Source organism: Pseudomonas izuensis, assembly GCF_002356535.2.
GTDB classification, from domain to species: domain Bacteria; phylum Pseudomonadota; class Gammaproteobacteria; order Pseudomonadales; family Pseudomonadaceae; genus Aquipseudomonas; species Aquipseudomonas izuensis.
Genome location: NZ_AP017423.2, coordinates 5,227,885 through 5,247,890, shown reverse-complemented (window position 1 = coordinate 5,247,890; position 20,006 = coordinate 5,227,885). Strand labels below are relative to the sequence as shown.

Below are 20,006 nucleotides of genomic sequence, written 5' to 3'. Positions count from 1 at the left end.
GCCGGTTATGTCGCAACAGATATTTTTCGCCCACGCCAATGGTTTTCCTTCGGGTACCTACGGCAAATTGTTCGCGGCGCTGGCGCCCGAGTATCAGGTGTCGCATCTGGAGCAGCATGCCCATGACCCGCGTTTCCCGGCGGATGACAACTGGTACAACCTGGTGGATGAGTTGATCCATCACGTGCAGCAACAGGCCGAGCCGGTCTGGGGCGTTGGCCATTCCTTCGGCGGTGTACTGCATCTGCACGCAGCGTTGCGTTGCCCCGAGTTGTATCGCGGCGTGGTCATGCTCGACTCGCCGGTACTGTCCCGTGCCGACCAATGGGTGATCCGCGCAGCCAAGCGATTCGGTTTCATTGACAAACTGACGCCCGCTGGCCGTACCCTGGGGCGACGCGAAGAGTTCGCCGATCTCGAAAGCGCCCGTCGTTATTTCGCCGGCAAAACCCTGTTTCGCGGTTTCGACCCGGAGTGTTTCGACGCCTATCTGCAATACGGTTTGCAGCAGGTCGGCGACAAGTTGCGCCTGCGTTTTGACCCGGCCACGGAAATCAGCATTTACCGTGGCGTGCCCCACACCAGCCCTGGCCGAACCGGGCAATTGAAAGTGCCACTGGCACTGGTTCGCGGCCGCAAGAGCCGGGTGGTGATGCGCTATCAAGCCAGTTCCGTTGGGCGCATGCCGCTGGGCGAAACCCTGACCATGCCCGGGGGCCACATGTTTCCCCTTGAACGGCCTCAGGACACTGCCGCGATGCTGAAAAACCTGTTCAGTCGCTGGGACGGTCGCCAGCAGGATTGCGCATGAGCAACGTCGTCGAAGAAATCCGCCTGAGCCTGCCGCACATCGAGCTGGCGGCACACTTGTTCGGCGCCGAAGACGGGTTGCCGGTGATTGCCCTGCACGGCTGGCTCGACAATGCCAATAGCTTCGCCCGGCTGGCGCCGAAGCTCAAAGGCCTGCGCATCATTGCCCTGGACATGGCCGGCCACGGTCATTCCGGGCATCGCCCGGCCGGTGCCGGCTATGCCATGTGGGACTATGCCCACGATGTATTGCAAGTCGCCGAACAGCTTGGCTTGAAACGGTTTGCACTGATGGGACACTCCATGGGGGCGATCGCTTCGCTGATCATTGCCGGGTCATTGCCGGAACGTGTCACCCATCTGGCGTTGATCGACGGCGTCATTCCTCCTACAGACAAAGGCGAAAATGCTGCCGAGCGCATGGGCATGGCCTTGCAGGCACAACTGGATCTGCGGGAAAAAAGCAAACCGGTCTACAGCACCCTCGAACGGGCCATCGAGGCGCGCATGAAGGGGCTGGTGGCGGTCAGCCGCGAAGCCGCCGAGTTGCTGGCCCGGCGTGGCTTGATGCCGGTGCCGGGCGGTTACACCTGGCGCACCGACAATCGCCTCACACTGCCATCGCCACTGCGGCTGACCACCGAACAGGCCATGGCCTTCGTCCAGCGCGTCGCGTGCCCTGCAAAACTGGTGGTTGCCGCCGATGGCATGCTCGCCAAACATCCCGAATTGCTGGAGCGTCTACCCTTTAGCCGTGAACAGCTGCCAGGCGGCCATCATTTGCACCTGAATGACGAGCCCGGTGCCGATCTTGTCGCAGACTGTTTCAATCGGTTCTTCGCCATTCCTTGACTTGCACCGGGCAACTGTCGAGGCTGGGCGGGTTGAAATGGGAGACAACCATGATAGATCTGTACACCGCTGCGACCCCGAATGGCCACAAGGTCTCTATCGTGCTCGAGGAACTCGGCCTGCCTTACACCGTGCATGCCTTGAGTTTCGACAAGAAGGAACAGAAGTCCCCGGACTTCCTCAAGATCAACCCCAATGGCCGGATCCCGGCGATTGTCGATCGCGCCAACGGCGATTTCGCCGTGTTCGAATCCGGCGCCATCCTGATTTACCTCGCTGAAATGACTGGCAAATTATTGCCCGCCGACCCCAAGGGGCGCTCGGTCGCGTTGCAGTGGCTGATGTTCCAGATGGGCGGTATCGGCCCGATGCAGGGCCAGGCCAACGTGTTTTTCCGTTACTTTCCGGAAAAACTCCAGGGCGCCATCGATCGCTATCAGCATGAAACCCGACGCCTCTACGAAGTGCTCGATACGCGCTTGCAAACCGTCGAGTTTCTGGCCGGCGAGTACAGCATCGCTGACATTGCGACGTTCCCCTGGGTGCGAGGCTACGAGTGGTCCGGTGTTCCAGTGGATGGACTGACGGCGTTGCAACGCTGGATGGCGACCCTGGAAGCGCGGCCAGCGGTGCAGCGTGGTTTGCTGATTCCTGAACGCACCGATGACGCCAGCGTCGTCAAGGGTGCCCAGGCCATGCTGATCCGATGAGTCTATCGATGCGTTCCCTCAATCTGCTGGTGCTGTGCAGTTTCAGTCCCCTGTTGTTTGCCGCTGATCTACCTGGCAGTCAGGACCTGCCGATCCTGCCCCGCATGGCCGATGCACAGATCATCGACTATCGCCCGGCGGCCGAACTTGAACGGATTTATCCGCTCGGTTCGATCCGCAAGATCAGCGGCCAGTTACGCTTCGATGGCCAGGTCAGTGCCCGTGGCAGCACCACGTCGGTAACCTATGAGTTGCCGCCGGAACATTCATCCATCGACGCCTTCACCGCTGCTCGCGAAGCGTTGCAGAAGCAGGACGCCCAGTTGCTGTTCTGGTGCCAGGCCCGTGATTGCGGCGAGAGCAGCCTGTGGGCCAACGAGGTGTTCGGCAACGCCAAACTCTACGGCTCGGACAACGAACAGGCGTACCTGCTGTTGCGCCTGGCGGCACCGAAAGACAACACACTGGTGGCGCTTTACAGCATCACCCGCGGCAATCGCAAAGCCTACCTGCACGTTGAGCAATTCGACGCTGCCGCACCGCTGGGTGTTCTGCTGCCGACCTCCGCGACCTTGCTGCGTGAACTCAAAAGCACGGGCGAACTCGATTTCCCCAACCTGACCCAGGCGCCTGATGACACCTGGTTGCGCCTGATCTCCCGAGGCCTGAATCTGGACACGACGCTACGGGTCAGTGTTTCCGGACCGAATGCCGAAGCCTGGCGTCAGGCGTTGATCGACCAGGGCGTGCGTGCGGCGCGGACGGAAACCGGTCGTGTCGAAGGCTCTGGCCTGCACATTGAACTGCTGCGATAAGCTTTATCAGGTGAACGCTTGTCGAAGCGTTCGCCTACTCTTTTGCTGACTGATTTATTCGAGATTTCCAATGATCAATAACGATCGGCTGTTGGTGCAGATCCTGCTCGTGGTGCTGTTCGGTGCGAGTTTCTGGGTGATGGCGCCGTTCTGGTCTGCGTTGTTCTGGGGCGCGGTGTTGGCGTTTGCCAGTTGGCCGTTGATGCGCCTGCTGACCCGTTGGCTCAATGGCCGCGAATCCCTGGCGGCAGCGCTGTTGACTGTGGGCTGGATGGTGTTGGTGGCGGCGCCACTGGTGTGGCTGGGGTTCAACCTGGCCGATCATGTCCGCGATGCCGTGGCGTTCATCAAGGATGTGCAGGTCGATGGCCTGCCGGAGGCCCCGGTCTGGCTGGGCAGCGTTCCGTTGGTGGGCGGGCGTCTGGTGGGGATCTGGGACAGTGTCGATCAGCAGGGCGCGGCGATGATAGTGTCGCTCAAGCCCTATTTCGGGCAGGTCGGGAACTGGTTGCTGGCGCGCAGTGCGCAGATTGGCGGCGGTATTCTCGAACTGACCTTGAGCATTGTCTTCGTGTTCTTTTTCTACCGCGACGGGCCACGGCTGGCGGCGTTTGTCCATAGCTTGCTGGAGCGCCTGATCGGCCACCGTGCCGGTTATTACATCGAGTTGGTGGCGGGCACGGTGCAACGGGTGGTCAACGGAGTGATCGGCACGGCTGCGGCCCAGGCGGTGCTGGCGCTGATCGGATTCCTGATTGCCGGAGTGCCGGGGGCGCTGGTGCTCGGCATCGCCACGTTCCTGCTCAGCCTGATTCCCATGGGGCCACCACTGGTGTGGATTCCGGCCACGGCATGGCTGGTCTGGAAAGGGGAGTACGGGCTGGCGGTGTTCCTCGGCATTTGGGGCACATTCATCATCAGCGGCGTGGACAACGTCCTCAAGCCCTACCTGATCAGCCGCGGCGGGAATTTGCCGTTGGTGATCGTGCTGCTGGGGGTGTTTGGCGGGTTGATTGCGTTCGGCTTCATCGGTCTGTTCATTGGTCCGACGTTGCTGGCGGTGGCGTACAGCTTGTTGACCGACTGGAGCAAGAGTCAGGCCCGGGTCGAAGACCGTCGCTGAGTCAGGAAGGATTACGCAGGGGAAGAAGAAAACAGACTCGCGTTGATCCGGCGGACGGATGATGGGGACCGTCAGACCAACGCCAGGCTGTAAAAGCGACTCGGGCTTCCTTGCCCGAGCCGTATAGCGGGAAATCAGAATTTCGCTTCGGCATCCAGTTGCAGGGTGTTGATGTCCGAATCTTTCTTGTTGATGTTGGCGTTGGTCTGGTCGGAGGTCGCCATGAAGTACGTGGCACCCAGGGCGAAGTTCTTGTCCAGCTCGTAGCTCACTTTCAGCTTGCTGCCGCGCGAACCGGTAAAGCCGTTGGCGAAGTCGGAGTCGGTGAAGGCGCCAACTACAGAGTTACGCTGTACGTCGCGGTAGTTGTAGTCCACTGCGAAACCGTAGAACTTGGTCTTGACGCCGGCCAGCCAGGCGGTGTCCTGATCGTTGCTGGCGTCTTTGTTGTCGACGTACTGACCGTACAGCGACAGCGGTACTGGCAGGCCGCCGATGTCGAGCTGACCAAAACCTTCGTACAGCTTGAACTGTTCGTTCGGGCTGTTGCCGTTGATAGCCAACTGACCTGGGATGACGCCTGGGACCGGGGTGATGTTGTCATCGTTGTCGTAGCTGTAGATGCTGCCACCCAAGGTGAACTTCAGGTTGTCGGTGAGGGCGAAGCGCGCACCCAACTGACCCGCATACAGACGCAGGTCGTGTTTGAACTGCACGCCCTCGCCGTCGACGTTGTCCTTGAGGGTGTAGTGACCGGCGCTACCGAACAGCTCGGTGCTGCCGCTCAGCGGGTACTTGTACGACAGCGACAGACCTTCCGGGCTGATGTCGCTATCCCAGATGACGTCGCCCATGCTCACCCATTGCTGTGGCATCTTGCCGCCAACCACGTGCAGGTTTTTGATGGCGTCTGGGTGGTAATCCACGTAACCCTGGTCCAGCCAGATCTGCTTCTTGTCGAAGTAGTTGTCCAGGCTCTGGTTGGTGGAGCGAGGGTCGTCGTTGTTGCCGGTGGCGATACGGATACCGGTATCGACTTGCGGGTTGATTTCGCTGTAGGCGCCCAGGCGGACACGAATGCGTTGGCGATCCTGGTCTTTGTTGTTTGGAACGCCATCGTTCTTGACGGTCTCCTGACGGAAACGCACGTCGCCCTTGAATTGGGTCTTGGCAGCCCAGGCCAGTTTCTGGTCGAAGGTGCTCAGCTCATTGGTTTTCTTCGCGGTTGCCGCGATCTGCTCATTGGTCTCTTGCTGAGCCTGGCGGGCGATTTGCTGGTCTTTTTGGTCCCTGGCCAGCTCGGCTTGCAGTTCGCTGTACTGCGCGTTGGTAATCGAGCCGTTAGCCTTAAGCATGTCGAGCAGTTTGGCGTCGACTGCGGCGCTGGCCGGAACACTCATGGCCAGCAGCAGGCCACCACACAGGGCCGCCGCAGTTTTCGTGGAAGCAAGACGCATATCAATCTCCGAAGATGAGAGTGGATGACTGAGCCATCCAGGGCACAACCGACCATTGATGGACGGAAAACAGTGACCGGGTATAACCCGGCGCTCTAAAAACAGGCGCCAGTATCGCGATGGTTTATGACAGAGCGGTGGCAATGTGATGGCATGTCGATGACGATACAAAGTCGTCCCGAACTATTGAGCTAGAGCGCTGTCGTCGATTTGATCGTGTGCAAAGGATGGCGATAGGCGATACTCGCGGGGCTTTCACACCACGAATAAGTGAGGATGGTGATGCCGTTGCAACGCCTGCAAAATCTGTCCGAAATCGACCCGCACACGTGGGACGCCCTGGTGCCCGAGACTCAGCCGTTTCTGTGTCACGCGTTCCTGAGCGCACTGGAAGACAGCGGCAGCGTGGGCCCTCATTCCGGCTGGCAGCCTGAACATTTGCTGCATGTCGAAGGCGATCGACTGATCGCGGCATTGCCCAGCTACCGTAAATGGCACTCCTACGGCGAGTACGTGTTTGACCACGCCTGGGCCGATGCCTGTGAGCGCGCCGGCATTGATTACTACCCCAAGCTCCTGACCGCCGTGCCGTTCAGCCCGGTCAGCGGTCCGCGTTTGCTGGCAGCGAGCGTGGAAGACGGTTTTGAATTATTGAAAAGCCTGCCGGGCTATCTGGAGATTGAACAACTCTCCAGCGCCCACATCAATTTCACCGACCCGTTCACCGATGCCGCATTGGCCGAACAACCGGGTTGGTTGCAACGCATCGGCTGTCAGTATCACTGGCACAATCGCGGCTATCGGGACTTCCAGGATTTCCTCGATGCCCTGAGTTCACGCAAACGCAAACAGATGCGCAAAGAGCGCGAGCAAGTGGCGGGGCAGGGGTTTGAGTTCGAATGGCTTGAAGGTCGGCAACTGACCCAGGTGCAGTGGGATTTTGTCTATGCCTGCTACGCCAATACCTACGCAGTGCGTCGGCAACGACCCTATCTGACACGAGCGTTTTTCAGCTTGCTGGCCGAGCGCATGCCGCAGTCGATACGCGTGGTATTGGCCAAACAGGGTGCTCGGCCGGTGGCGATGGCGTTCAGTCTGGTGGGGGGTGACAGTTTTTATGGCCGTTATTGGGGCTGCCTGGCGGAGTTCGATCGCCTGCACTTTGAAACCTGTTTCTACCAGGGCATGGACTACGCGATTGCCAACGGCTTCCAGCGCTTCGACGCTGGCGCCCAGGGTGAGCATAAGTTGATTCGCGGCTTCGAACCGGTGATCACCCATTCATGGCATTACCTGCGTCATCCAGGCTTGAAAGCCGCGGTCAAAGATTTCCTGCATCAGGAACGGGTGGGTGTGCTGGCCTATGCCGAGGATGCGCGGATGGCGTTGCCTTACCGACAGGGCTGAATTTCACACAAACCATTGTAGGAGCGAGCCTGCTCGCGAAGACGGAGTGTCAGACAGCAAGTTTGTCGACTGATACACCGCTTTCGCGAGCAGGCTCGCTCCCACAGGGTTATTGGTGATAGTTAATCGATCCCGACAAACCCACCCGTCTGGTGCTGCCACAACCGCGCATACAAACCGCCCAGGGCCAGCAGTTCGGCATGGTTGCCGGTTTCGGCGATCTTGCCGTTTTCCAATACCACCAGGCGGTCCATCCGGGCGATTGTCGAGAGCCGGTGGGCGATGGCGATTACGGTTTTGCCCTGCATCAGGGTTTCCAGGCTTTCCTGGATCGCCGCTTCGACTTCCGAATCCAGTGCCGAGGTGGCTTCGTCCATGATCAGGATCGGCGCGTCCTTGAGCAGCACACGGGCGATGGCGATCCGCTGACGCTGGCCGCCGGAGAGTTTCACCCCCCGCTCACCGACATGGGCATCGAAGCCGATGCGGCCTTCGGCATCCGACAAGGTGGGAATGAAGCCATCGGCCCGCGCCTTGTGCACCGCCTCCCAGAGTTCGATGTCGGTGGCATCGGGTTTGCCATAAAGCAGGTTATCGCGGATCGAGCGATGCAGCAGGGACGTGTCCTGGGTGATCATGCCGATGCGTTCGCGCAGGCTTTCCTGGCTGACGTCGGCAATGTTTTGGCCATCGATGAGAATCTTCCCGCCTTCCACGTCGTAGAGGCGCAGCAGCAGGTTGACCAGTGTCGACTTGCCGGCGCCCGACGGACCGATCAGGCCGATCTTTTCACCGGGTTTGATCGTCAGGTTGAGCCCGCCGATGATCCCGCTCTGCTTGCCGTAGTGAAAGTCCACGTCCTCGAAGCGCACTTCGCCACGGGCCACGTTTAGCGGTTTGGCCTGGTCGCGGTCGGTCACGCTGACCGGTTGCGAAATACTCTGCAAACCGTCCTGGACCATGCCGATGTTTTCGAAGATGCCGGTGACCACCCACATGATCCACCCGGACATGTTGACGATACGAATCACCAGTCCGGTGGCCAGGGCAATCGCGCCCACGGTGATCAGTGACTGTGTCCACAGCCACAGGGCCAGCCCGGTGGTACAGACGATCAACAGGCCGTTCATGCTGGTGATGACCACGTCCATGCTGGTGACGACACGGCCGGCGAGTTGGGCTTTTTCGGTTTGTTCCTTGATCGCTTCGCGGGCGTATTGCTGCTCGAAATGGGTGTGGGCGAACAGCTTCAGGGTGGTGATGTTGGTGTAGCCATCGACGATCCGCCCCATGAGTTTGGAACGAGCATCGGAAGCGACCACCGAGCGATCCTTGACCCGGGGTACGAAGTAGTAGAGGGCGCTGATAAAGGTAACGATCCAGGTCAGCAACGGGATCATCAGGCGCCAGTCGGCTTCGGCGAACAGCACCAGCGAGCTGATGGCATAGATCAGCACGTGCCACAGCGCATCCACCGCTTGCACGGCCGAATCGCGCAGGGAGTTGCCGGTCTGCATGATGCGTTGGGCGATGCGCCCGGCGAAGTCGTTCTGGAAAAAATTCAGGCTCTGCTTGAGCACGTAACTGTGGTTTTGCCAGCGGATCAGGCTGGTCATGCTGGGGCTCAGGGTCTGGTGCACCAGCAAGTCATGCAGCCCGACGAACACCGGACGCAGGATCAGCGCCACCACCACCATCCAGGCCAGTTCAACGCCGTGTTCCTTGAAAAGGTTGGCGTTTGGGGTGCCCTGTGCCAGGTCGATGATGCGGCTCAGGTAGCTGAACAGCGCCACTTCGATCAGGGCTGCGAACAGGCCGACGATCAGCAGGGCCACGAAACTCGGCCAGACCTGCTTGAGGTAATAGGTATAGAAGGGCAGGACCCGGTCCGGGGGAGCGGCTGTCGGGGCATCGCGAAAAATGTCGATCAGTTTTTCAAAACGGCGATAAAGCATCGGTTTTCCACCCGCGAACGGGCACTCCTTTAAACGGTTTGAGCCTTGCCGGTTAAACCGGTAAAAGCTCGGACATCCTTGTCCAGCTTAGTCTTAGTCGATGCGTTTGGCCGACTTGATGAACACCGGGTCGGCCGGCACATCCTTCATGCCGCCACGCATGGTGGTGGGCGTATTGACGATGATGTCGACCACATCCATGCCTTTGACCACTTTGCCGAACACCGCGTAGCCGTCACCCTGATCGAGGAAATCGTTGTCCTTGACGTTGATGAAGAACTGGCTGGTGGCCGAATCCGGTACCGAGGTACGGGCCATGGACAAGGTGCCGCGAACGTTGGCCAGGCCGTTCTTGTGCTCGTTCTTGATCGGCGCCTTGGTGTCTTTTTGCTGCATTTGTTGGGTGAAGCCGCCGCCCTGGACCATGAAGCCCGGAATCACGCGGTGGAAAATCGTGTTGTTGTAGAAGCCGCTGTCCACGTAATCAAGGAAGTTCTTGGTACTGATCGGGGCCTTGACCGGGTCCAGTTCGATTTCGATTGGGCCATTGGTGGTTTCCAGCAGGACATGCGGCGCCGTGGCAGGCGTTGCCGCCATCAGGTTGGCGGCAAACAGAACGGAGCCGGCGGCGAGGGCGATTTTTTTCAGCATGGGTCAGTGATCCTGAGTGGGGTGGTATCGACTGCGGTGAGAAACTCGAGCAGTGTCTGGTTGAAGCGTTCGGGCTGGTCCAGCGGCGTGGCGTGACGGGAATCGGCGATCACCACCAGCCGCGCATCGGGCAGCAGTCTTGTGTAGTTTTCCTTCAGCGAGACCGGTGTGTAGTCACGGTCGGCGCTGACGATGAGGGTTGGACAGGACACCTTCGACAGTCGTTCCTGAACCCCCCAGCCAACGATTGCATCGAAGCTGGCGAGATAAGCATGTTTGTCGTTTTTTGCCCAGCGGTCGGCCATCTTTTGTCGCAAATCCGCCTGCTCGGGCTTGGGGAACAATTTGCCGCCCAGCGCCTCGCCAATGGTGCGCAGGCTGAGGACGCGCATCAGGCTCCAGCGTTTGAACCACTGCCAGTAATCATCGCGGCTGCGCAGTTTGACTTCGGGCGCGCTGTTGACGATGCACAGGCTCTTGAGCAGTTGCGGCTGATCCACAGCCAGTTGAAAGCCGATCATGCCGCCCATGGACAAGCCCACGTAATGGGTCGGGCCGAGATTCAGATGCTCGATCAGTGCGACGAGATCGGCGCTGAACCCGGCGATGCTGTAGCGCTCGCGAGGTTTGTCGGAGCGACCGTGACCGCGTACATCGGGGACGATCACCCGGTAGCGCGTCGCCAGCGCGGGGATCTGTTTTTCCCAGTCCAGCGTGCTGGAACCCAGGCCGTGGACCAGCAGCAACGGCGTGCCGTGGCCATATTCCTCATAGTGCAGGTTACAACCTTCGTGTTCGAAATAGGCCATGGGTACACTCCGTGTCAGGCTTGTTCAGGGGCCGCGAAAGGTGCGTCCAGCGGCGCAGTGTCGAAAGTACGCAGCAGTTCGATGAGGATCTGGGTTGCCGGCCCGAGCGGTTTGTCCTTGTTCGAATACAGGTAAAAACTCGGGTTGCGGCTCCCGCCTTGATCCAACGGTAGCAGCTTGAGCGTGCCTTCTCGAAGTTCGCGTTCAATCATGTGCCTGGGCAACCAGGCGAACCCCAGGCCACTGCTGACGAAGGTGGCGGCGGTGGCCAGGCTGCCGACGGTCCAGCGTTGTTCGGCGCCGAGCCAGCCGACATCTCGCGGTTGCTGGCGACCGGAGTCGCGGATCACCACCTGCATCTGGCTTTCCAGGTCCTGGAAATTCAGTTCACGGTTCAGGCGGTGCAGGGGATGTTCGGGGTGGGCGACCGCGACGAATTCGACATCGCTCAATTCCGCGCCCAGGTAACCCGGGATGCTCAAGCCGGTAATGGCCAGATCGGCTACGCCTTCCAGTAATACTTCCTCGACGCCTGACAACACCTCTTCGCGCAGACGCACCCGGCAGCCGCGGCTTTGCGGCATGAAGGCGGTCAGCGCGCGGACGAGGCGGGCGCTGGGGTACGCGGCGTCGACCACCAGGCGCACTTCGGCTTCCCAGCCTTGTTCCATGTGGTGGGCCAGGTCTTCCAGCTGGCTGGCCTGTTTCACCAGTTGCCGGGATCGGCGCAACAGCACGCCACCGGCTTCGGTGAGCACCGCTTTGCGCCCGTCGATGCGCAACAGCGGCACGCCGAGCTGGTCCTGCATGCGCGCCACGGTGTAACTGACTGACGATTGCGAGCGGTGCAGCGCTTCGGCGGCCTGGGCGAAACCACCGTGGTCGACCACGGCCTGAAGCGTTCGCCATTGATCAAGGGTCACGCGGGGCGCTTTCATGTGGAGCTCCTCTTGTCCTAAGCTGCGCAGTTCTTATTGGAGACTGCTGAATGAAAAAACTGTTTTTTTTTAAATCAGGCTTTGTGCTGCTGGCGATGTTGCCGCTGACTGCGTTTGCTTATCCGATCGATGTACAAAAAGAACTCAATGGCCTGAAGATCGACTACACCACTTACGCCTCCGATTACGATCTGGGTTCGATCACCGTGAACAACTATGGTGAGATCCCTGCCGAATGCGCGGTGGTGTTCCGCAATGGCCCCGAATCGCCAAAGACGCGCAGGGTCAATCTGGATGCCGGCAAAAGCGCCGACCTGTCAGCCAAGTTCAATCGCAAAATCATCAAGCTGTACATCAGCATGACCTGCAAGCCGAAATGACCTCCAGCGGAGCAGGCCAGCTGGCTATGCTCCGCTTATAAACGAATTTATTGATGGGTTATAGCAGTTATTTGCGCTTTTTCATCGATATGACTCTGTTTAACCTTCACTCCATCGACTTACAGCATTCTCAGATGGAGCCTACATCCCATGTCCCGCGTTCTGATCATCGAAAGCAGTGCCCGTCAGCAAGACTCGGTTTCCCGTCAACTGACCCAGACCTTCATCAACCAGTGGAAAGCCGCGCATCCTCAGGACCAGATCACCGTTCGTGACCTGGCCGTCAACCCGGTGCCGCACCTGGACATCAATCTGCTGGGTGGCTGGATGAAACCTGCCGATCAGCGCAGTGACATTGAACAACTGTCCCTGGAACGCTCCAACCAGTTGACCGACGAATTGCTGGCCGCCGACGTGCTGGTCATGGCCGCACCGATGTACAACTTCGCCATTCCGAGCACCCTCAAAGCCTGGCTCGATCATGTGCTGCGTGCCGGCGTGACCTTCAAGTACACCGAAACCGGTCCCCAGGGTTTGCTCAATGGCAAGCGCGCCTATGTGCTGACCGCTCGCGGCGGCATCCATGCCGGCGCGCCATCGGATCACCAGGAACCCTACCTGCGTCAGGTCATGGGCTTCATCGGCATCCACGACGTCACGTTCATTCACGCCGAAGGCATGAACCTGGGCGGTGGCTTCCAGGAGAAGGGCCTGAACCAGGCCAATGCCAAGCTTTCGCAGGTGGCCTGACCGGTTAATCGCCAGATAATCGCTGGATGGTCTAGTGACCTGGCGCAACCCTTCAAGCCTGTACGCGCATCGAACCTCCCTTTGCACTTATTGCTCCTGAGTGCCCTGGCCCGATTGAACGCTTTAGCGAGATCGGGCTTTTTTTTGCCCGGGATTTACGGAGTATCCACTTCACCCCTGTGGGAGCGAGCCTGCTCGCGAATGCGGTAGGTCAGGCAACAATGATGTCGACTGACACTCCCTCTTCGCGAGCAGGCTCGCTCCCACAAGGGAATTTGTGTGTTGCCTGATGATTCGCAGTGAAAGACAAAAACCGCTATCGTCGCCGCCATTCGAAACGAGGCGAGCATGGGCTATCTACTTTTTGTCACGCTGATCCAGGCGTTTTCCTTCAGTCTGATCGGCGAATACCTTGCCGGTCATGTCGACAGTTACTTCGCGGTACTGGTGCGCGTGCTGCTGGCCGGACTGGTGTTTATTCCACTGACGCGCTGGCGCTCGGTGGAACCGGCCTTCATGCGCGGCATGTTGCTGATCGGCGCGTTGCAGTTTGGTGTGACCTACGTTTGCCTGTACTTGAGTTTCCGTGTGTTGACGGTGCCGGAAGTGTTGTTGTTCACCATCCTCACGCCGTTGCACGTAACCCTGATCGAAGATGCGCTCAATCGCCGCTTCAATCCCTGGGCATTGATCGCTGCACTGGTGGCGGTCGCGGGCGCGGCGGTGATTCGATATGACCGGATCAACCCGGATTTCTTCATGGGCTTTCTGTTGCTGCAGCTGGCCAACTTCACCTATGCCGCCGGGCAGGTGCTCTACAAGCATCTGGTGGCGCGGCACCCGAGCGACCTGCCGCATTATCGGCGCTTCGGCTACTTCTATCTGGGCGCGCTGGCGGTGGCATTGCCGGCATTTCTGTTGTTCGGCAAACAGAACTTCCTGCCTGAAGCACCGCTGCAATGGGGCGTGCTGCTGTTCCTCGGCCTGGTCTCGACTGCCTTGGGGTTGTACTGGTGGAACAAAGGCGCGTGCCTGGTCAATGGCGGAACATTGGCAGTGATGAACAACCTGCATGTGCCGGTCGGATTGCTGATCAATCTGCTGATCTGGAATCAGCATGAAGAACTGGGACGGTTGCTCCTTGGCGGTGGTGTGATTCTGCTGGCGGTGTGGATCAGTCGTTTGGGCATCCGGCGCGTAGCCAAATTCGTGTAGGCGCTGCCGCAGGGTGCGGCAGTTGGACCCGCAAACGGGCTGGTAAGCCATGGACAGCGGAAGAACCAAGGGAATGGCAGCATGAAATATGCGTGCAAAACAATGGCTGTGGGTGTCTGCCTGTGGGCTGGCTTGATGGTGTCAATTCCAGAAGCTGTGTTGGCTGAACAAGCGGGTACAAAAGATTGGAAGCAATCAACGATCAATGACCTTCTGGTCATGCGGCAACTGGTCGTCACTGCTCATCCTGGCGTCTTGGACAGTAATAACCAGGCGTTTACAGACTGGGTTGAACAGGGCTTCCTGGAAGCGAGTGAGCTGTCCAAACGTGTCAACTCAAGGAAAGACTCCCAAGCCGTTCTTGATTTTTACATTGCAGGCTTCAAGGACGGACACCTTGGCCTGAGTCAAAACAATTCAGGGAATTCTTCCTGGGCTGGCTTTCTTCTGGATATGCAGGGGCAGAATTTCGTCGTAAAGCACGTCGCTAAAAATTGGCCTGTGCCGTTACCGCCGCTAGGTTCCAGGGTTATAGCCTGTGATAACAAACCAGTCCGCGAGATGCTGGAGAGCGATATATCGCCTTATGTTGATCGCAGACTGAATCTAACGTCGACCTGGATGCATTTGGCCAAACAGTTAACGGTCGATGATGCCAGTTACCCCGTGCTGGCGAGGGTCTTGTCAAAAAGTTGTCTGGTTGTTCTCCCGAATGGCGTCAGGCAACACTTTTCGCTGTTATGGCAAGAAGATCACGGGCAGTTGGAAGCTTTACTGCGTCAGCCACAACCACCCCAAACCCTCCAGGATCTGGGAGGCGGGCGGTATTGGATACAGGCATCAAACTTCATGCCGTCAGCCGCCGAGAATGCTTCCCTCGATAAAATGCTCGAAGCCATCAAGCGTATCGATGATGCCAGGGTGGTGGTGCTTGATACACGAGGTAATCGCGGCGGTAACAGTTTGGTGGGGGCTGAAATACTGTCTGCTCTATTAGGCTCGCAGCGGGTAAAAAGCCTGGATGAGTCTTCTCATGCGTATGCGATGTGGCGTGTTTCGCCTTTTGCGCTCTCAACGCTCAATAAAGCGCTCACTGCCATGGAAAGCGACTATGGGAAAAACAGTGAGCCGTATAGGTTTGTTTTCGGTTTAACCCGATCGATGGAATCTGCCCTTCACCAGAAAAAAGACTGGTTGCGACAGCCGGGCACTTCTTCGGTTGATCAAGAGGGCGCGAGAGGCGCCAATGACCAGGGTTTCAAAGGTCAGCTTGCACTGGTGACTGACTCATTTTGCGCAAGTGCCTGTCTCGATTTTGCGGACGTCGTGCTTGCTGTTCCGGGGGTTATTCATTTTGGTTTACCCACGAGCGCCGATACGCTTTATATCGATATCGGCGCTCAAACGTTGCCGAGTGGCGCCCGGTTCTGGCTACCGTTAAAGGTATGGAGAGGCCGAACGCGAGGCAATAATCAAAGTTATGATCCCCGGTTCATTTTTGACGGGGATATAAACGATACAGCCGCCGTTCAACAGTGGGTGCTCGATAAATTATGACCGCAACGGCGCCATTGATGATGCGCGCCGCAAGACGGGTGCTACATGATGTGTTTTTCCGGCTCGGGAATATGGCTGGCACCCAGCACTGCCGGCAACAAGCCGGCGCGTAAATCCGTGCCGCTGGGCTGCTGATAGAGGCTTAACCCGAACTCTGGCAGCACCGCCAGCAGGTAGTCGAAAATATCCCCCTGGATTCGCTCGTAATCGGCCCATGCCGTGGTGCGGGTGAAACAGTAGATTTCCAGCGGAATGCCCTGGGCTGTGGTCTGCATCTGCCGAACCATGCAGGTCATGTTCGGCTGGACCTCCGGGTGACTCTTCAGGTACGCCAGGGCATAGGCGCGAAATGTCCCGATGTTGGTCATGCGCCGACGGTTGGCCGACATGGCTGCGACGTTGCCCTGGGCTTCATTCCAGGCCTTGAGTTCAGCCTGTTTGCGGCTGATGTAGTCCGTCAGCAAATGCACCTGGGACAGTTTCTGCTCTTCGTCATCGCGGATGAATCGCACACCGCTGGCGTCGATGAACAGGCTGCGCTTGATCCGTCGACCACCGGATTGCTGCATGCCACGCCAGTTCTTGAACGACTCGGACATCAGGCGCCAGGTCGGGATGGAAACGATGGTCTTGTCGAAGTTCTGCACCTTCACCGTGTGCAGGGTGATGTCCACCACATCGCCATCGGCGCCGACCTGTGGCATTTCGATCCAGTCGCCGACCCGCAGCATGTCGTTGCTGGTCAATTGCACGCTGGCAACGAAGGACAGCAGGGTGTCCTTGTAGACCAATAGAATCACTGCCGACATGGCACCCAGACCCGACAGCAACAACAACGGCGAGCGGTCGATCAGGGTGGCGACGATGATGATTGCCCCGAACACGTACAAGACCATCTTGGTCAGTTGCACGTAGCCTTTGATCGAGCGGGTGCGCGCGTGTTCAGTGCGGGCGTAGATGTCGAGCAAGGCACTGAGCAGCGCGCTCACCGCCAGCATCAGGAACAGGATGGTGAACGCCAGCGCCACGTTGCCAAGAAAGATCATCGCGGTTTTGCTCAGCTCCGGCACCAGGTGCAGGCCGAACTGGATCACCAGCGACGGCGTCATCTGTGCGAGGCGCTGGAACACCTTGTTGTGGCGAAAATCGTTGATCCAGTGCAAGGCAGGCTGACGACCGAGCATTCGGCTGGCATGCAGAATCAGATAGCGTGCCACTCGTCCGAGCACCAGGGCGATCACCAAAAGCACGACCAATGCCAGGCTGGCATGCAGGAGCGGGTGCTGATCGAGGGCACCCCAAAGGTCTTGGGCGTTGAGCCAGAGCTGTTTGATATCCATGGGAGAAACGATTCTTCTGTAAGGCGCGACGGGCGATTAGAGCATTTAAGACGCTTTGTATTACGTTCCGGGACAAATCAGGCAACAAAAAAGCCACTGTTTGCTGTCGATTGCATAAAGAAACTCGGCCTACGCGCTCGAAACCGTTACCCTATGCAGCTGATTTTTTGTATTTCTTCGAGGTAGCACCCGTGTTTTCCGAATTCGCCCTGCACGAACGCCTGCTCAAAGCCGTGGCCGAACTGAAATTTGTCGAGCCAACGCCTGTGCAAGCAGCGGCTATTCCGCTGGCGCTCCAGGGACGTGACCTGCGGGTGACAGCGCAAACCGGCAGCGGCAAAACCGCCGCCTTCGTTTTGCCGATCCTCAACCGCCTGATCGGCCCGGCCAAAATCCGCGTCAGCATCAAGACCCTGATCCTGCTGCCAACCCGCGAACTGGCCCAGCAGACCTTGAAAGAAGTTGAGCGCTTCTCGCAGTTCACCTTCATCAAGTCCGGCCTGATTACCGGCGGTGAAGACTTCAAGGTCCAGGCCGCCATGCTGCGCAAGGTGCCGGACATCCTGATCGGTACGCCGGGCCGGATGATCGAGCAACTGAACGCCGGCAACCTTGACCTCAAGGAAGTCGAAGTGCTGGTGCTCGACGAAGCCGACCGCATGCTCGACATGGGCTTCGCCGAAGACGTGCAGCGTCTGGTGGACGAGTGCACCAATCGTCAGCAGACAATGCTGTTTTCCGCCACCACCGGTGGTTCGGGCCTGCGCGAGATGGTCGCCAAGGTATTGAACAACCCCGAGCACCTGCAGCTCAACGCGGTCAGCCAGCTGAACGAAACCACCCGTCAGCAAATCATCACCGCCGACCACAACCAGCACAAAGAACAGATCGTCAACTGGTTGCTGGCCAACGAGACCTATCAGAAGGCCATCGTCTTCACCAACACCCGGGCCATGGCTGACCGTATCTACGGGCGCCTGGTGGCACAGGAATACAAGGCATTCGTGCTGCACGGCGACAAGGACCAGAAGGATCGCAAACTGGCGATCGACCGTCTGAAGCAGGGCGGGGTGAAGATCCTCGTGGCGACCGACGTTGCGGCTCGCGGCCTGGACGTCGATGGCCTGGACCTGGTGATCAACTTCGACATGCCACGCAGCGGTGACGAATACGTCCACCGTATCGGTCGTACCGGCCGCGCCGGCAACGATGGCCTGGCCATCTCGCTGATCTGCCACGGCGACTGGAACCTGATGTCGAGCATCGAGCGCTACCTCAAGCAAAGCTTCGAGCGCCGCACCATCAAGGAAGTCAAAGGCACCTACGGCGGACCGAAAAAGGTCAAGGCCTCGGGCAAGGCTGTTGGCGTGAAGAAGAAAAAGACTGACGCCAAGGGCGACAAGAAAAAAGTCGCCGCCAAGACCCCGACCAAGCGCAAGAGCGCCAACCGTCCGAAGGCCGAAGCGCCGTCGCTGGTCAGCAAGGATGGCATGGCCCCGCTCAAGCGCCGCAAGCCGCAAGAGCCGGCTGCTGAATAAGCACCCTGGCTAAACAAAAAATGCCCGTATCGCCAGATACGGGCATTTTTGTTTAGATGACGCATAGACCTGAGGTAGTGATTTGCCATGCTGGTGATTTCCAACAACGTGCAGTTGCCGGATGCCGAGATCGAGTTGACGGCCATCCGCGCCCAGGGCGCCGGTGGGCAGAACGTCAACAAGGTCTCCAGCGCCGTGCACCTGCGCTTCGATATCCCGGCCTCGTCCTTGCCCGAGTTCTACAAGGAGCGGCTGCTGGCGCTGCGTGACAGTCGCATCACCAGCGAAGGCGTGTTGATCATCAAGGCCCAGCAATATCGTACCCAGGAGCAGAACCGCGCCGATGCGCTGGAGCGTCTGGTCGAGTTGATACTCAGTGCCACCAAGGTCGAAAAGAAGCGCCGCCCGACCAAGCCGACCCTCGGTTCGAAGACCCGTCGGCTCGAATCCAAGAGCAAACGCGGCAACATCAAGGCCGGGCGCGGCAAGGTGGATTTCTAGCCGCGGGCTTCGCGATGTTTCGGCGCCTGCCGGTACAGGTAAATGCACAGCATCAGGCTGCTGATCGCGGCCAGCGCGGCGAACAGGAAGATCGACGCAAAACCGAACCCCGCCGCCACCGCGCCGGCCAATGGCCCGGTGATCCCCAACGACAAATCAATGAACAGTGAATAAGCGCCGACGGCCGCACCACGACTCGACGCGGGCACCAGATTGACCGCTTCCACCCCCAGCGCCGGAAACACCAGGGAGAAGCCAAAGCCGCTCAACGCCGCGCCCGCCAGTGCCCAGTGAGCATCGGGTGCCAGCCACAGCAGCAACAGGCCCAGGGTTTCCACCGACAGGCAAGCAATCGCCACGCGAAAGCCTCCCAGGCGATTGATCAGGTTGCCGAACAACAGCCGCGCGCCGATGAAGCTGGCGCCGAACAGGCTCAGGCACAACACCGCGTTATCCCAGTGCCGGGTGGCGTAATACAGGGTGATGAACGTGGCGATGGTGCCGAAACCGATGGAGCCCAACGCCAGGCCGCAACCGTGGGGCAGCACCCGCCCAAGCACGTGCATGAACGGCAAGCGTTCACCGACCACGATGGGCGCGGCGGTTTTTGGCCAGGCCAGCAGCAGCCCGAGCATGGCCAGCAGCACAATGCTCACGCCCATGCTCCACAACCCCAGCTGACCGACCAGCCATACGCCCAGCGGCGCGCCGACCGCCAATGCGCCGTAGCTGGCGATGCCGTTCCAGGAGATGACCTTGGCGGTGTTCGCCGCACCGACCCGGCCGATGCCCCAGCCAATGGAGCCGGAACCCACCAGGCTTTCCGCGCTGCCGAGCACCAGGCGGCCGAGCAGCAGGCTGAGCAGGCTCAGCATGGGAAGGTTGTGGGTCCATGCCGAAATCAGCATGAACACGCCGCTCAAACCGCAACCGGCCAGGCCATACATCACTGCCAGTTTGCTGCCCTTGTTATCGATGATCTTCCCGGCGTAGGGACGGCTGAGCAGGGTGGCGAGGTATTGCACGCTGATCACCAGCCCCGCAATCACCGCGCCGAAGCCCAGGTCGCTGTGGACGTAGCCGGGCAATACCGCCAGGGGAATGCCGATATTCAGGTAGCCGATAAAGGTGAACAGGACGATGGAGACAACTTGCAGCGTGACCGCCAGGGGGCGCTGGTTTTCTGACATGGGGAGAA

General features: G+C 59.2%; 18 protein-coding genes and 1 pseudogene. 12 read left to right on the top strand and 7 right to left on the bottom strand.

What is annotated here, in order from left to right; translation table 11 throughout:
* The first annotated feature begins 7 nt into the window (after nt 1-7).
* The 5 genes from LAB08_RS23295 to LAB08_RS23275 all read left to right on the top strand — a co-directional run bounded on the left by LAB08_RS23295 (nt 8) and on the right by LAB08_RS23275 (nt 4,310).
* Entirely contained in the window at nt 8-811 is an 804-nt protein-coding gene (locus LAB08_RS23295; protein ID WP_096509509.1) for an alpha/beta fold hydrolase, read from the top strand.
* Complete coding sequence (locus tag LAB08_RS23290; RefSeq protein WP_096509510.1) at nt 808-1,662, top strand: alpha/beta hydrolase; 855 nt, start codon at nt 808-810, stop codon at nt 1,660-1,662. Before LAB08_RS23295 ends, LAB08_RS23290 begins: the two co-directional genes overlap by 4 nt.
* A 50-nt stretch (nt 1,663-1,712) precedes the next feature.
* Nucleotides 1,713-2,372: a glutathione S-transferase family protein gene (locus tag LAB08_RS23285; RefSeq protein ID WP_096509511.1), complete on the top strand. Its 660-nt coding sequence runs from the start codon at nt 1,713-1,715 to the stop codon at nt 2,370-2,372.
* Nucleotides 2,373-2,380: 8 nt separating this feature from the next.
* Nucleotides 2,381-3,187 (top strand): DUF4892 domain-containing protein, encoded by an 807-nt coding sequence (locus tag LAB08_RS23280; RefSeq protein ID WP_096509512.1) that lies wholly within the window; start codon nt 2,381-2,383, stop codon nt 3,185-3,187.
* A gap of 70 nt (nt 3,188-3,257) precedes the next feature.
* Complete coding sequence (locus LAB08_RS23275) at nt 3,258-4,310, top strand: AI-2E family transporter (protein WP_096509513.1); 1,053 nt, start codon at nt 3,258-3,260, stop codon at nt 4,308-4,310.
* 134 nt (nt 4,311-4,444) lie between these two features.
* On the opposite strand, the gene LAB08_RS23270 is transcribed toward LAB08_RS23275, so the two are convergent.
* On the bottom strand, nt 4,445-5,767 hold the full coding sequence (locus LAB08_RS23270) for a putative porin (RefSeq protein WP_096509514.1): 1,323 nt from the start codon (nt 5,765-5,767) through the stop codon (nt 4,445-4,447).
* A gap of 282 nt (nt 5,768-6,049) precedes the next feature.
* Here LAB08_RS23270 and LAB08_RS23265 point away from each other — a divergent pair, with 282 nt between their 5' ends.
* Nucleotides 6,050-7,174, top strand: a complete 1,125-nt coding sequence (locus tag LAB08_RS23265; protein ID WP_096515222.1) for a GNAT family N-acetyltransferase — start codon at nt 6,050-6,052, stop codon at nt 7,172-7,174.
* Between the two features lie 122 nt (nt 7,175-7,296).
* Here LAB08_RS23265 and LAB08_RS23260 read toward each other — a convergent pair whose 3' ends face one another.
* The 4 genes and pseudogenes from LAB08_RS23260 to LAB08_RS23245 form a co-directional block, all read right to left on the bottom strand.
* Nucleotides 7,297-9,129, bottom strand: a complete 1,833-nt coding sequence (locus LAB08_RS23260; protein WP_096509515.1) for an ABC transporter ATP-binding protein — start codon at nt 9,127-9,129, stop codon at nt 7,297-7,299.
* A 93-nt stretch (nt 9,130-9,222) separates the two neighbouring features.
* The gene (locus LAB08_RS23255) at nt 9,223-9,780 is read right to left on the bottom strand and encodes a peptidylprolyl isomerase (RefSeq protein ID WP_096509516.1); all 558 of its coding nucleotides are present in this window, start codon (nt 9,778-9,780) and stop codon (nt 9,223-9,225) included.
* A gap of 3 nt (nt 9,781-9,783) precedes the next feature.
* Nucleotides 9,784-10,589: pseudogene (locus LAB08_RS23250) on the bottom strand (alpha/beta fold hydrolase).
* Nucleotides 10,590-10,603: 14 nt separating this feature from the next.
* Entirely contained in the window at nt 10,604-11,527 is a 924-nt protein-coding gene (locus tag LAB08_RS23245) for a PA3225 family LysR-type transcriptional regulator (protein WP_096509518.1), read from the bottom strand.
* A gap of 50 nt (nt 11,528-11,577) precedes the next feature.
* Here LAB08_RS23245 and LAB08_RS23240 point away from each other — a divergent pair, with 50 nt between their 5' ends.
* From LAB08_RS23240 to LAB08_RS23225, 4 genes are all read left to right on the top strand, one after another.
* Complete coding sequence (locus LAB08_RS23240) at nt 11,578-11,907, top strand: 3-phosphoglycerate kinase (RefSeq protein ID WP_096509519.1); 330 nt, start codon at nt 11,578-11,580, stop codon at nt 11,905-11,907.
* A 150-nt stretch (nt 11,908-12,057) separates the two neighbouring features.
* A complete protein-coding gene (locus tag LAB08_RS23235) occupies nt 12,058-12,657 on the top strand; it encodes an FMN-dependent NADH-azoreductase (RefSeq protein ID WP_096509520.1) in 600 nt (199 codons plus the stop codon).
* A gap of 348 nt (nt 12,658-13,005) precedes the next feature.
* Nucleotides 13,006-13,872, top strand: a complete 867-nt coding sequence (locus LAB08_RS23230; protein WP_096509521.1) for a carboxylate/amino acid/amine transporter — start codon at nt 13,006-13,008, stop codon at nt 13,870-13,872.
* Between the two features lie 81 nt (nt 13,873-13,953).
* Complete coding sequence (locus tag LAB08_RS23225) at nt 13,954-15,429, top strand: S41 family peptidase (RefSeq protein WP_096509522.1); 1,476 nt, start codon at nt 13,954-13,956, stop codon at nt 15,427-15,429.
* Between the two features lie 41 nt (nt 15,430-15,470).
* On the opposite strand, the gene LAB08_RS23220 is transcribed toward LAB08_RS23225, so the two are convergent.
* Nucleotides 15,471-16,769 (bottom strand): mechanosensitive ion channel family protein, encoded by a 1,299-nt coding sequence (locus LAB08_RS23220; RefSeq protein ID WP_096509523.1) that lies wholly within the window; start codon nt 16,767-16,769, stop codon nt 15,471-15,473.
* A 191-nt stretch (nt 16,770-16,960) separates the two neighbouring features.
* Here LAB08_RS23220 and LAB08_RS23215 point away from each other — a divergent pair, with 191 nt between their 5' ends.
* On the top strand, nt 16,961-18,307 hold the full coding sequence (locus LAB08_RS23215) for a DEAD/DEAH box helicase (protein WP_096509524.1): 1,347 nt from the start codon (nt 16,961-16,963) through the stop codon (nt 18,305-18,307).
* An 87-nt stretch (nt 18,308-18,394) separates the two neighbouring features.
* Nucleotides 18,395-18,808, top strand: coding sequence for an alternative ribosome rescue aminoacyl-tRNA hydrolase ArfB (arfB, locus tag LAB08_RS23210; RefSeq protein ID WP_096509525.1), 414 nt, complete (start codon nt 18,395-18,397; stop codon nt 18,806-18,808).
* On the opposite strand, the gene LAB08_RS23205 is transcribed toward arfB, so the two are convergent.
* The gene (locus LAB08_RS23205; RefSeq protein ID WP_096509526.1) at nt 18,805-19,998 is read right to left on the bottom strand and encodes an MFS transporter; all 1,194 of its coding nucleotides are present in this window, start codon (nt 19,996-19,998) and stop codon (nt 18,805-18,807) included. The two genes, arfB and LAB08_RS23205, sit on opposite strands and share 4 nt — an antisense overlap.
* Nucleotides 19,999-20,006: the final 8 nt, after the last annotated feature.

Coding starts and splice junctions, on each gene's coding strand:
- LAB08_RS23225 (WP_096509522.1), top strand. CDS start 13,954: ATGAAATATGCGTGCAAAACAATGGCTGTGGGTGTCTGCCTGTGGGCT.
- LAB08_RS23285 (WP_096509511.1), top strand. CDS start 1,713: ATGATAGATCTGTACACCGCTGCGACCCCGAATGGCCACAAGGTCTCT.
- LAB08_RS23295 (WP_096509509.1), top strand. CDS start 8: ATGTCGCAACAGATATTTTTCGCCCACGCCAATGGTTTTCCTTCGGGT.
- LAB08_RS23270 (WP_096509514.1), bottom strand. CDS start 5,767: ATGCGTCTTGCTTCCACGAAAACTGCGGCGGCCCTGTGTGGTGGCCTG.
- LAB08_RS23240 (WP_096509519.1), top strand. CDS start 11,578: ATGAAAAAACTGTTTTTTTTTAAATCAGGCTTTGTGCTGCTGGCGATG.
- arfB (WP_096509525.1), top strand. CDS start 18,395: ATGCTGGTGATTTCCAACAACGTGCAGTTGCCGGATGCCGAGATCGAG.
- LAB08_RS23265 (WP_096515222.1), top strand. CDS start 6,050: ATGCCGTTGCAACGCCTGCAAAATCTGTCCGAAATCGACCCGCACACG.
- LAB08_RS23290 (WP_096509510.1), top strand. CDS start 808: ATGAGCAACGTCGTCGAAGAAATCCGCCTGAGCCTGCCGCACATCGAG.
- LAB08_RS23275 (WP_096509513.1), top strand. CDS start 3,258: ATGATCAATAACGATCGGCTGTTGGTGCAGATCCTGCTCGTGGTGCTG.
- LAB08_RS23260 (WP_096509515.1), bottom strand. CDS start 9,129: ATGCTTTATCGCCGTTTTGAAAAACTGATCGACATTTTTCGCGATGCC.
- LAB08_RS23205 (WP_096509526.1), bottom strand. CDS start 19,998: ATGTCAGAAAACCAGCGCCCCCTGGCGGTCACGCTGCAAGTTGTCTCC.
- LAB08_RS23220 (WP_096509523.1), bottom strand. CDS start 16,769: ATGGATATCAAACAGCTCTGGCTCAACGCCCAAGACCTTTGGGGTGCC.
- LAB08_RS23235 (WP_096509520.1), top strand. CDS start 12,058: ATGTCCCGCGTTCTGATCATCGAAAGCAGTGCCCGTCAGCAAGACTCG.
- LAB08_RS23255 (WP_096509516.1), bottom strand. CDS start 9,780: ATGCTGAAAAAAATCGCCCTCGCCGCCGGCTCCGTTCTGTTTGCCGCC.
- LAB08_RS23230 (WP_096509521.1), top strand. CDS start 13,006: ATGGGCTATCTACTTTTTGTCACGCTGATCCAGGCGTTTTCCTTCAGT.
- LAB08_RS23245 (WP_096509518.1), bottom strand. CDS start 11,527: ATGAAAGCGCCCCGCGTGACCCTTGATCAATGGCGAACGCTTCAGGCC.
- LAB08_RS23280 (WP_096509512.1), top strand. CDS start 2,381: ATGCGTTCCCTCAATCTGCTGGTGCTGTGCAGTTTCAGTCCCCTGTTG.